Below are 12,334 nucleotides of genomic sequence, written 5' to 3'. Positions count from 1 at the left end.
ATCCCTTTTCCTATGAATTCATTACATTTGCTTAGCAAGCGCCATCGCGGCCACATAACCGGAACTCCAAGCCCATTGTAAGTTATAGCCGCCGAAATCCCCGTCCACATCCATCACCTCGCCAGCCAAATAAAGCCCAGGTACTAGCTTGGATTCCAGCGTTCCCTCGATTAGCTCAGTCGTATCGATGCCGCCGGCTGTTACTTGCGCGTTCTCGAAACCTTTGGTATCGATCACTTTAAATTCCCAACGCTTCAATATTCGATAAAATATTATCTTGGTTTTCCTCGAAAGATCCTGGCATAGCAGTTCTGGCTGCTGATCGATGCCTGCCTCCTTCAGCAGGACGGAGACCAACTTCTTGTTGAAGATGCCGACGAGGGAATCCACAACAGTCCGGTGTCCAAAGGTCTCCCAGTGCATTTCCAAAAACTCAACTACCTCTTCCTCCGTGCGGCCCGGCATCAGATCAACCGATACTGTTACATTTTCTCCTCTTGCAAGATGATACGCAGCCTTCCTGCTTAGCTGGAGAATTGGCGGGCCTGATATGCCATAATCCGTGAAAGCAATTTCACCCTTTTCGCTGCGGATGACTTTACCGTTTACGATGATATGGGCCTGTCCCTGAAGCTTGATACTGGACAGCGCCCTCATATTGGGATACTGCAGCTTCAATTGCACAATGGCCGGCAAAGGCTCGATCATGGTGTGCCCCAGACGTTCAGCAAGCGTATAACCAGGATTATCTTTGTCCGCATTCGGACCGGTAAGGCCACCGGCACATAGAAAAAGGTATTCGCTGGTATAAACAACCTGCTCATCGAGCTCCGTTTGGCATTTTATCGTGAAGCGCGGATGCTTCGTCGAAACGGTAACATCCAACACTTTGTTGTTGAGGTATACCGGAACATTCCGATCCTCCAGCGCAAGTTCAAAAATATCCAGCACCGCTGCAGCTTGCAGCGACATCGGATACATCAAGCCCTCCTTCAATCTTGTAAGCGGAAGCCCGAGAAAGGAGAAAAAATCAATGGTTTGACGGATGCCAAATTGCTGCAATACCGTCAATGGAAATCCGGCCTGATTACTGTGATACTTGCGCGACAAAGCGACCGCTTCATCCGTACCCGTTGCAGTGGATTCATTCGTAATGTTACAGCGACCATCACCTGTCATTAATATCTTCTTTCCAATCCGGTCGTTACTCTCCAGAATGGCAGTATCGATACCCAGATCCCGCGCAGTAACAGCGGCCATTAGTCCGGCAGCACCTGCGCCGATAATAAACAGCTTGTGGTGCATAGAAGTCTGATTCTTATACATGGTTGGTCAATGCACCCTTTATCCAATTTTTCTGAAAGCACAAAAGCGCTTTATTAAATTATAGCATAAGTGTAAGCACCACTGAATTCCGGTTGGAATTCCTGATTTCGTCCCATTACATTAATAAACCTCTACCCCGCTACAATTTATAGAAACTATAACCGTTCCAAATTAGCAATAATCCACAACCTCATTCGGTTGTGGATTTACTAATGGAGGAGAGCCGCATGCCAAATCCATAATGAATGATGATAACGAAAAATAAACACAGATGCAAATATGAAACCTCGGTAGTGTATATCTTCAACGCGATACATAACGAATCGGCGGAGTAGACTTTTGAACAGACTAGAGAGTATGCTTTGTGTACATATGTTCGCATAAGGCTACTTCAATTTTCTTCATTTTTATATTCAACAGCACATCCGTGTAATCTGCAAAGGAGATCTATAAATGAAGTTACATACCACGAAATGCATTAAATTCCCTTCTGGCTTTTGGTCCGGATTACAGCAATTAGGTGTTTCTCCAAGGGATGTAGCTCGGCAAGCCCGGCTGCCAATTACCGAAATTACTGAACCTAAAGTCACCGCTGCAGAGTATTTTGCGATCTGGCAGGCTTTTTCGGATCTCATAGGTGATATTGCCAAAGCGATCATTGGACTTGTAACTGTCTTTGAAACGACACAATACCCACCTGACGTCTTGGCCACTTATCACGCTCGTGATTATAGAGATGCTCTTTACCGCATGGCTAGGTATAAACAAATGTGTCCTCCCGAAAGGTTGCTTATAACGGAGGAGGGTGAGGATTGCACCATCGAGTTGGAGTGGCAGCATACGGAGGAGTCCGGTCCAAAGGTATTGGTTGGGATCACGCTGGCGTATCTTCTGGAACTAGGGCGCCGGGGAACAGGCCAAGCTTTGAATGCACGAAGGGTCGAGTTTTCACATCCCATGGGTGATGTGCAGGCGCTGGAGGCTTATTTCGGTTGTCCTATCCAAATCGGTACCATCAGGAACCGGCTCACGTTGCGGCGCCGAGATTTAGACATTCCGTTTGCAACGTATAACGAGGAGCTGCTGGAAATTTTGACACCTGTCTTAGACCGGACGCTGAATGAAAAGCAAAGCACTTCTTCCATCACCGAGACAGTGAAATGGATCATCAAGCGGAGCCTTATGGGGGGGCATCTTGACATACATTCTGTCGCAAAGGAGCTTAATATGAGCGATCGAACGCTGCAGCGGCGGCTAGCTGAGGAAGACACAAGCTTCAAACATCTGATAACGCAGGCTAGGCATGAACAGGCAAGGGAGTATTTAGTCAACCCATCACTGGACATTAAAGAAGTGGCTTGCCTAGTGGGATACGAGAACCTGAATTCGTTTTACCGCGCATTCCGCATATGGGAAGGAGATACGCCTTCTCATTGGCGTTCGGAGAATATAGGCAAAGTTTAAATGATTGGCGTGTGTTGCAAGAAGAATGGCGCCGTGAGCTAGTTACTGAGCAGCCCAGACAAGGTATTATAATCCCTATCGGGAACACAAAAATATTCTTGAGGTTCTATAAAACTTCATTTAGGGGAAATGTATCATGGATATGGGATTACACAATAAAACAGCTTTAGTTACAGGTTCAACGAAGGGTATCGGTAAAGCCATTGCTATTGAACTAGCCAAAGAAGGCGTGAATGTACTTATTAATGGAAGAAATAGCGAAGAAGTAGAACAAACGGTAAACGAAATTCGTTCGAATTTTCCGGCTACTTCTCCTCAAAATGCCGCTGCAGATATTGTGGATATTAAACAGAGAGAAGCTTTGTTTGAAAAATATCCTCATGTGGACATTTTGATTAACAATACAGGTATATATGAAATTATGAGTTACGATGAAGTAACCGATGAAATATGGGATAAATACTTCCGTACGAATGTACTTGCTGCAAACGGATTATGTAAATTCTATCTGCCTAAAATGCTGGACAACAATTATGGACGCATGATTTTTATTGCAAGCGAAGAAGCTGTAATGCCTTCAGGTCAAATGCCGCAATATTGTATGACCAAATCGATGCTGCTTTCACTTTCAAAAAGCTTATCTAAATTAACCATAGGGACTGAAGTGACCGTCAATACGATAATGCCTGGACCAACACTTTCTGAAAATGTGCATCAGATCATTGAGGGAATCTACGCTGATAATAATTTAACGTTCCCCGAAAAAGAGAAAAAATTTATGGCCGCAAACTTGCCTCAGTCTGAGATTCAGCGTTTTATCAGACCGATCGAAATCGGAAGACTGGCAGCTTTTATATGTAGCCCTTACGCTTCAGCATTTAAGGGTTCTCCAATCCGTATGGACGGGGGAATGGTGCCGACGATTTATTAATAGATCACTGGCGATTCTGAGCAGGAAGAAGAAGAAATTATTAATACTGGTTATTTTAATGTTACAACGAGCAGCTAGACAAAACGATCTGCTGCTCGTTGTAAACTAAACGGAATTCTTATAGTCGAAAACAACTGATGAAATGAAAAAAGACACCCCTAAAGGTGTCTTCTACTTTACTCCATATGGAGCATCATTACCTAAATACGTACTCTCAAATTCCTTGTTGCTGGCTTCAATTTCATCAATCAAAGATTGTGCCACAGTGACAGATTATTGGAACCGTGTGTACTATACGAGGAAGGCGAATACGCCCATCAACGAACTGATAAATTATAAAATATGGGGATTTGAACCTCCCGATTATAGTAGCTTACTTAATACAGTCGCAAGCTCTGCACGAGTCATTGTACCAGTAAGAGTATTTGGGAAGAGATCGTCTACCGAAATATCTAATCCGCTCAATTCTACATATCTCGATATAATAAGCTTCATCTGCTCAGCAGTCAGATTGTCACTTGGCATAAAGTTCCCATTTCCATCACCAATAACAAGTCCATTTTCCACTGCCCAGCCAACATATCCACTATACCAACTATTTTTCACAACATCATTGAAAGAGCTAGTTTCAGTTTGCTCTATATCGAGAAGTCTACCCAGAGTTGTAATCGCAGTTGCACGTGTTACTGGTGAATTTGGTGAAAACTGAGTCGAGCTCGTTCCAATCATAATTCCCTTTTCATATAAAGCCTTAATGTCATTATAAGAAGTGTCGTTTGACTTCACATCCGTGAAAGGTAACACACCAATTGCAAATTGCCATTGTGATACCCCAGTGTATGTTTCGTTAGAGGACACTACCGCAATGGTAAGACGGTATTGCCCATCCTCCTTAGGCATAATTTTGGAATAATCACCTTTCAACTCAGATAAAAGATATGTTTCAGAATAGTTCTCTGAAGGCACATCTGTTACTGTTAGTTGAATATCACTGTCAGGAACATCTGCACTTACTGTAACTCCCTCAAATTCAATTCTTTCACCAGAAGCTACACTTTGAATGCCAGCACCATTATTGACAGTAAAGGTAACTTTTGTTTTATCGTTATTGTCAGTTGCCTCGGAAATACCTGAAAAGCTATGAACAGAATCCGTTATTACGAATGTTGTAGAGCCTTCACCGCTTACTGTTGTGTCTTGTCCACCTGGATTAAAGCCACCTTCTGGCATTCCCTGCATACCATCAGGAATTTCTGGAGGTGTACCTTCTGGCATTTCGGGAGGTGTACCCTCTGGTTTTGCTGGACGCTCACCTGTCGGAGGAGTACCTTGTCCAGCTTGTCCGTTATCACCGTCAGGACGGTTGCCACCAAAGCCGCCACCCATCATGCCAAAAGAATTTCCTGTATATTGCTGCTGTACTCCATTAATATACAGTTGATATTCAGTATTAAACTTAAGGTCGGCAGATGAAAATGTTAAGCTTTGAAAGTTCTTATCCGCAGTATGGCTTAGCAATTCATTGCCTGCCGAGTCTTTTAATGAAATTTTACTCCCCTTCGCTTGTGTTGTAGCAAAAGATAGCTCAATAAAGGACTGTTTAGATGCAGAAGAAGACGCATCATTACGTGTTCCTAGTGCAATCACTGTACCGCCATTAATGGTAATATCACTATCGGCATCAATACCACCGTCAGGACTACGGTCATTAGCCATAGTAACAATAGTTCCGCCGTTAATCGTTAAGTAGCCATTGGAGTCAATCCCATCACCTTCGGCTCCTAAACCTGCATTTACGTAAAGATATCCACCATTGATACTTGTAACTGAAATCCCATCTTCATTCGTATTGATACCATCATCCTGAGATTCAATATAAACCTTTCCACCATTGAGAGCCAAGTGCAGCTCAGAATCGAGCCCTTCGTTAGTAGCAGTAATGTGTAGCTCTCCCGTTCCTTTAGCTTCTCCAGAAATGTTCATAGACATTTTAGAATAGAAGGCTCCATCATATTTATGCAGTTTTTTCGTTGTGCCCTCTTTATAAATTCGTGCGACATAAGCGCCGTTTACAGTGTTGACAGAACCATCTGCTAATATAACCTGTGCGCCTGCATCAGTAAGATCCACAATTCCTTTTGTATCCTCTGTATTGGAATATGGCTCATAAACATTGTAGAAAATAACTGCTGGAGCAACTGTATTCGTAATATCTACTCTATCCAAAATAAGTGTCACGACCGCTGTAGGATCGGAAGCCGCATCCTCTCCCAAATCAATTGCAAGCTGTCCCTTCGATAACTTGCCCGATACACGATAAGTGCCAGGCTTCGTAATCGTCACAACTTTATGCTCGGCTGCTTCCTCCGCACTGTGCGCATCTGAATCTGTACCTTCTCCATAGCTACTGTTATGTCCGTCCTCATAATATAAAATGCTTGCTCCTACATATACAGCTGCCGATGAACTTGTTAACGCCCCTTGTCCATCAACTGTTACTGCTGTATCAGAAAGGTTAATAACCGTTTCTTTCGTAGTAGCACTAGCAGAAGCAATCCCCACCACACTGGTCATTGTTAAGATTAAGACAAGCATAAGAGACATTGTACGTTTCAGCATAGTATATCACTTCCTTTCAATAGATTTTATACACTAATAGTATAATACAAAGCTTATTTAAGGCTTAATGCTAGCTGAAAATACACTGAATACTCTACTAGTTATGTGCTCCAAAATTCTATATCAAATTCCTCAATAAATAAGTCTCCGAACCTCCCATATTTCACAAATTTTCCAAAAATACAGCTAATAAAAGGAAGGTTTTGGTTATTAAGAACAAGAATAAATGTAAGATTCTAAATTTCGAGAAGTGAGTTGATGGGCATGAGCGACAAGATGGTAACTATCTTAAGAAGACAGTTTGAACCGACAGTAGAAATGTTGAAGAATCTTATCGAAGTATGTCCTGATGATTTTTGGATCGATGGCAAGCACAAATACTGGAAGCAAATATTCCATGCTACAACCAGTATGAAATTTTGGTTTAGGCAGCAGAAAGATGAAGAATTCATAATACCTGACTTCGGGAAGGATGTAACAGAAGACCTAGATAAGGAGTGCTCTGACTACCCTACTAAAGAGGAAATGAAGAATTACGTAGAGGAAATATCGAGTGTGGCTCGTAAGTTTTTTGATGAACTTACTGACGACAAATTATTGGAACCGTGTGTACTATACGAGGAAATAACTAAAACTGACGTAATCCTAATGCAGATAAGGCATGTTCAACATCATATAGGTTATTGCAACAACATATTGAATTCAAATCACCTAGAAGCAGCAAAGTGGCTTTAAAAAGTTAATGATCAAATTTAGCTTCTTTACAATGAGGAGTGTTATTCAATATGGTTTATGAGTTTGATAGTGAGATAAAGATGCTGGAAGGTAAAATGAAATGGAAAGTAGTTTATTTCCCATATTCAGTAAGGGAGATATTCAATACTAATGGTAAAGTATCTATTCAAATCCTCGTTGACGGGCACGAGTTTGACCATACGTTGTTACCGTCAAAGAATGGGCATTATTTTGTTTATAATGAGTTTATTCGAAGAGCAGTACAAAAAGAGCTCGGCGATACACTCCATGTAACACTTAAGAAATGTGAGGAAAATCGTATAATTGTTGTTCCAGATTACATAACTAAAATCCTTGAAGAACACCACATTTTGAATACATTCTCAAAGCAGCCTGACTACATTAAGCGAGAACAGATTAATCATATCGAACTTGCTAAAAAGGAAGAAACAAAGAATAACCGAATACTAGCTCTAATTAGTAAACTTAAAGATTAAAGAACCCGCTTATTGATTACCTATTAACAGCAAGCTCCTGTAACCCGTCTTAACAAGCCTCTTTATCCTCCTTGAACAGTCCAAAATTACCATGAAACAAAAAAAGACACCCTCTTGGGTGTCTTTTCTGTATGCTCCATATGGAGGTGAACCGTGGCGATGCAAAACCGTTACCTACGGAAGCACCCGGCCCTATCGCAGACTGGCCAGCTTCTCCAAAAAGTCTGCCACGATTTTCAACGACGCTGTGTCGAAACTTGTCAACAATTCCATCGCTTTTTGATCCTTCTCCTGGTGGAATAGCCGATGCAGTTTGGCCAATTCGGCACCGAGCGGAGTCACGGAGAAATAAATTTCTTTCAAGTTGTCCGGCAACTGGGTTTTCCGGATCAGGCCATGATCCACCAATTTGCGGGTAATTTTGGAGACGGCCCCTTTCGTTATCTCCATATCGCGCGCGATATCGGCCCCTTTAATACCTTCATGCGTATTGATGACGTCCAAAACATGCAGGCTTGAGACGGAAAGGCGGGGCAGCAGCCTTTTTAGCCGGTCATCGGAGATATGCTCCGTGAGCCAAAGCCGATCCTGGTCCTCGTCAGTTTCGCTGATGAGGATCCGGTACATTGACTTTTCGATACGGTTTTTGAGCTGTAGCAAATCATCATTCATATCTGGCATAAGGCAAGCCTACCTTTTTTATTTTCATTATATCATGGTTTCCACGGAAACAATTTGACAGGATATCTTTTTCTTGTTATTATAGTTTCCGTGGAAACCATTTAACAAAACACGGTCTTCATACAACTTCTACAGAAACCATCTATTTGGAGGGAATTTTAATGAATGAGGTCATGCAAGTGATCCGCCAGCATCGCTCCATCCGTAAGTTTAAAAATATTCCGTTGACTGGCGAGCAAATCGAAGCCATTGTCGATGCAGCGCAAATGGCACCGACTTCGGCGCATATGCAGCCGTTCTCGATCATCGGCGTTACCGATCAGGAACTGCGGAAGAAGATCGCAGTGCATTCGAAAAATCCATCGATTGAGGAATGCGGGTACTTTTTTATTTTTTGCGTCGATCTTCATCGGATGATGTTGGCTGCCGGTCCGGACCAGCAAGAAAAAATGGGTCGTAACCTGAGCTTCTCGTATTTTTACCAAACCGCTGTGCTGAGTGCCGCGCTTGCCTTGCAAAATGCCAATGTTACGGCCGAATCGATGGGGCTCGGAGCTGTTATTATCGGCGGAATTAACGAGGCCCTGCCTGCACTGGACGAATGGCTTGACCTGCCGGACTTCGTCATTCCTTTGGTCGGTCTTGCAGTAGGTGTTCCCGACGAGTTCCCCGAGCAAAAACCGCGGTTGCCACGGTCTGCCGTATTTTTTGAAAACCGGTATGATCCCGATCTTAAAGCAAAGGTCGAAAGATATGACCGGGAAATCGAGGAGTACTACGACGCGCGAACGAATAACAAACAAAAGGCAACCTGGTCCGGAAAATTCATCGCCATGCTGGATAAAGATTTGCCGTTGGGCGGGTATACGGAATACGTAAAAAGCAAAGGATTCGATTTGAAATAGTGAGAATTGTGTATAACGAGCATGTTGACCTTATCCTATAGCTTCTTATCCCTGAAACGCAAAATCCACAACCGGATTCGGTTGTGGATTTAACATATGTGCTTTTTATTGATTATGACTTCCGCACTGGTCTGATATACTTCCAAAACCGCTCCGGATTATGATAAAAGTAAATTATTCTACCGGGGGAAGTGTCAAAGCAGTAACCGGTGCCTGCAAAATCAAAAGTTGCCATTGCCTTTTCCATCTTATCCTCCACACTACGATTTTCCTGCTCATAATCGAATGGCCCATGTTCAAAAACAATATACTCGGCTTCGGGAACATCAATCATAAGCATTTGTGGTGGTACTTCGCCTTTATAATCAAAAGGAAGACGTGCACCATAACACTCTGTACGTGGAATACCCCAATCGCAGAGTCTGCCGTCCGGGTCGTTAATGTACGCCATAATCTGACCGCTGCTGCCGTTAGATTCGCTCCCACCATCGTCATCCAATTTGCCCTTGATACTATCAAGTAAGCCGCAAATTGTTTCGTTGTCCTGTCCCGGAATAAGACTTTGCTTTTGCCAAAAATCCCAATACCCATTACTCTCATAGTTTTTAATGTGCAAAAATTTGTGTGCGGGAATGGTTACAAAATAAATTTTAACATCGTCTGTAGATTTCATCATACCAATCTCTCCAAATCCGAATAAGTAGCGGTCGAAAGGGTTTATTTTTGTACGAAGTGCGACAGGCATAGGCTTTTTTCGGTATTCACTTGGAGTTACACCATATGTTCCCTTGAAAGCTCTGGTAAAGGCTTCATGTGATGAAAAACCATAATCAAAAGCAATATCCAACATGCTTTTTTCACTATCCCGAACCTCTTTTAGTGCAAAGGCTAATTTCCTATGCCGCAGATAATCCCTAAATTGCATACCCGATATCTCCTTGAATTTTCTCGTAGTATGAAACTCGGAATAACCCAACTTGCGAGAAAGAAACCGTAGCGTTATGGCTTCACCGTTATGATGTTTAATACATTCGTCAATTTCATCAACGATTATTTGGATTTGCTTGTGCCACTCGTACATTCGTCTGTTCACCTCGTTTCAACCACTCTATAGTCATTTTAGAGTAATGGAAATTGCATCGCTTGATCTTACTTGCGGAAAAGAGAGGATATATTTTATTCCTTAACTTGCCTAATATAAATTTTCAGCGCTTACATAATATCAAACACTAAGCACAGATAAGGAAACTACTCTGCCTTGGATAATATCAACGTTATCATTCAATGACAACTCAAACGTTTTGGTCCTAACCAAACACCAGCCCCACCTAAATAAACAAATACACTTTACTTCAAAGACTTTCCTTCCACAATGAAATAACTCTCATTGTTTCGAATTATCATATCCTATAGGCATACCTTTGCTTAGCACTATGTATACCATCAGTGACTGTCACTGGTTACATTAACAACACATGCTTCAATCCCAATCACAGCAAGACTTGTTAACCGCAATGCCCCCTGTTCCATCCTTTAAAATGAAAAAAGACACCCTCTCGGGTGTCTTCAGGCTGTCGAGAAAGTCTCGACAGCCTTCTTTATGAATTAATTATTTAAGACGACACCGCGTTAATGTTGTATAATATAGGTAACTATTATAGAACGGATGGTGTTCTGTATGCTACGTTCCAACCGAGAAAAACAACAAGTCTACGAGTTTGTTTCCATAGAAGATTTGGTCCCGCAAGATCATTTGCTGCGCAAAGTAGATAAACATATCGACTTTTCCTTTATCAATGAAAAAGTTCGGCCCTTGTACTGTGCGGATAATGGACGACCCGCGATTGACCCTGTTGTTTTGTTTAAGATGATATTTCTCGGATACTTTTATGGCATTCGTTCCGAACGCCAATTAGAACGTGAAATTCAGACCAATTTAGCTTACCGATGGTTTCTAGGCCTCGGATTAACAGATAAAGTGCCCGACCATACAACTATTAGCTGGAATCGGCGAACTCGGTTTAAAGGTACGAACATTTTTCAGGATATTTTCGATGAGATTGTCTTGCAGGGCATTTCCCACCGGATGGTTGGCGGACGTGTTCTGGTGAGTGACTCTACCCACGTGAAAGCAAATGCGAATAAACACCAGTACACAAAACAGCAAGTGCTGCAAAATACCAAAGATTACGTGGACGAGCTAAACGCCGCCGTTGCAGAAGACCGGAAAGAGCACGGAAAAAAGCCCTAAAACCTAGAGAGGAAGTGACTGAGGACAAAGAAATTAAAGTAAGCAAGACGGATCCGGACAGCGGATATATGATTCGGGATGGCAAACCAGAGGGCTTCTTTTATCTGGACCACCGCACGGTGGATACAAAGTACAATTTTATTACGGACGTGCATGTCACACCGGGAAATGTCCATGATTCTGTTCCCTATTTGTCGCGTTTGGACCGTCAGCGAGAACGTTTTAAATTTGAGGTCGAAGCTGTTGCATTAGATTCAGGTTATTTAACTACGCCAATTTGTCGAGGTTTACAAAGCAGAAATATTTTCGCGGTAATTGCTCACCGAAGATTTCATCCGAAGCAAGGTTTGTTTCCGAAATGGAAATTCACGTTTGATGCAGAGCGAAATATTTACGTCTGCCCTGCAAGCCATGAATTGGGTTACCGAACCACAGATCGCAAGGGTTATCGGCAGTACGCGTCCGATCCAGAGCATTGCAAGAACTGTCCCTTGCTGGACCAATGTACGCAATCCCGAAACCACCGGAAGGTGGTAACCCGACATGTTTGGGAAGACAGCAAGGACTGGGTACGGAATAACCGGCTCAGCAAGTCCGGCAAACAGTTATACCGTAAACGAAAAGAAACGATAGAGCGAAGCTTCGCGGATGCTAAAGAGCTCCATGGGTTTCGCTATTGCCGTTTGCGAGGGCTACCAAACGTCAGAGAACAAGCACTGATGACGGCAGCCGTACAGAATATGAAGAAGATGGCGATCCACCTGGATCGCCTGGAGTACCGGGTTTAAACCCCTAGTTTCCCGATTTTATATCTGCCAAAATAAAAAGAGAAACCCGATGTCATGAAAATGACTGGGTTTCTCGACAAGCTGAAGACACCCTCTCGGGTGTCTTTTCTGTGTGCTCCATATGGAGGCGAGGGGAG

10 protein-coding genes are annotated in these 12,334 nt (G+C 42.8%); 6 read left to right on the top strand and 4 right to left on the bottom strand.

The genetic code is table 11. The features are described 5' to 3' along the window. Positions 1 to 21 precede the first annotated feature (21 nt). The gene (locus tag NST85_RS01380) at positions 22 to 1,326 is read right to left on the bottom strand and encodes an aminoacetone oxidase family FAD-binding enzyme (protein ID WP_341188331.1); all 1,305 of its coding nucleotides are present in this window, start codon (positions 1,324 to 1,326) and stop codon (positions 22 to 24) included. Positions 1,327 to 1,779: 453 nt separating this feature from the next. On the opposite strand from NST85_RS01380, the gene NST85_RS01375 reads away from it, so the two are divergent. Next, positions 1,780 to 2,790, top strand: a complete 1,011-nt coding sequence (locus tag NST85_RS01375; RefSeq protein WP_341188330.1) for a helix-turn-helix domain-containing protein — start codon at positions 1,780 to 1,782, stop codon at positions 2,788 to 2,790. A gap of 136 nt (positions 2,791 to 2,926) precedes the next feature. Then, positions 2,927 to 3,721 carry an SDR family NAD(P)-dependent oxidoreductase gene (locus NST85_RS01370; protein WP_341188329.1) on the top strand — a complete coding sequence of 265 codons (795 nt, stop codon included), beginning with the start codon at positions 2,927 to 2,929 and terminating at the stop codon, positions 3,719 to 3,721. Between the two features lie 363 nt (positions 3,722 to 4,084). Here the strand turns inward: NST85_RS01370 and NST85_RS01365 are convergent, their stop codons facing one another. After that, a complete protein-coding gene (locus NST85_RS01365) occupies positions 4,085 to 6,340 on the bottom strand; it encodes a carbohydrate-binding domain-containing protein (RefSeq protein WP_341188328.1) in 2,256 nt (751 codons plus the stop codon). Positions 6,341 to 6,604: 264 nt separating this feature from the next. On the opposite strand from NST85_RS01365, the gene NST85_RS01360 reads away from it, so the two are divergent. Beyond that, positions 6,605 to 7,075 (top strand): DinB family protein, encoded by a 471-nt coding sequence (locus tag NST85_RS01360; RefSeq protein WP_341188327.1) that lies wholly within the window; start codon positions 6,605 to 6,607, stop codon positions 7,073 to 7,075. Positions 7,076 to 7,125: 50 nt separating this feature from the next. Further along, positions 7,126 to 7,572 carry a YdeI/OmpD-associated family protein gene (locus tag NST85_RS01355; RefSeq protein WP_341188326.1) on the top strand — a complete coding sequence of 149 codons (447 nt, stop codon included), beginning with the start codon at positions 7,126 to 7,128 and terminating at the stop codon, positions 7,570 to 7,572. Between the two features lie 192 nt (positions 7,573 to 7,764). On the opposite strand, the gene NST85_RS01350 is transcribed toward NST85_RS01355, so the two are convergent. Beyond that, a complete protein-coding gene (locus NST85_RS01350) occupies positions 7,765 to 8,253 on the bottom strand; it encodes a MarR family transcriptional regulator (protein WP_341188325.1) in 489 nt (162 codons plus the stop codon). 161 nt (positions 8,254 to 8,414) lie between these two features. On the opposite strand from NST85_RS01350, the gene NST85_RS01345 reads away from it, so the two are divergent. Continuing rightward, complete coding sequence (locus NST85_RS01345; protein WP_341188324.1) at positions 8,415 to 9,158, top strand: NADPH-dependent oxidoreductase; 744 nt, start codon at positions 8,415 to 8,417, stop codon at positions 9,156 to 9,158. A 112-nt stretch (positions 9,159 to 9,270) separates the two neighbouring features. Here the strand turns inward: NST85_RS01345 and NST85_RS01340 are convergent, their stop codons facing one another. Beyond that, positions 9,271 to 10,239, bottom strand: coding sequence for a helix-turn-helix transcriptional regulator (locus NST85_RS01340; protein ID WP_341188323.1), 969 nt, complete (start codon positions 10,237 to 10,239; stop codon positions 9,271 to 9,273). Between the two features lie 597 nt (positions 10,240 to 10,836). Between NST85_RS01340 and NST85_RS01335 the strand changes: the two genes are divergently transcribed. Further along, positions 10,837 to 12,197 (top strand): IS1182 family transposase gene (locus tag NST85_RS01335; RefSeq protein WP_341188322.1). Its coding sequence is split into 2 segments (ribosomal slippage): positions 10,837 to 11,407 and positions 11,407 to 12,197, totalling 1,362 coding nucleotides; the frame shifts between segments, so codons are not numbered across the junction. Positions 12,198 to 12,334: the final 137 nt, after the last annotated feature.

This window comes from Paenibacillus sp. FSL K6-2524 (genome assembly GCF_038005525.1).
GTDB classification, from domain to species: domain Bacteria; phylum Bacillota; class Bacilli; order Paenibacillales; family Paenibacillaceae; genus Fontibacillus; species Fontibacillus anaericanus.
This window is presented reverse-complemented; position numbering and strand designations above follow the sequence as displayed.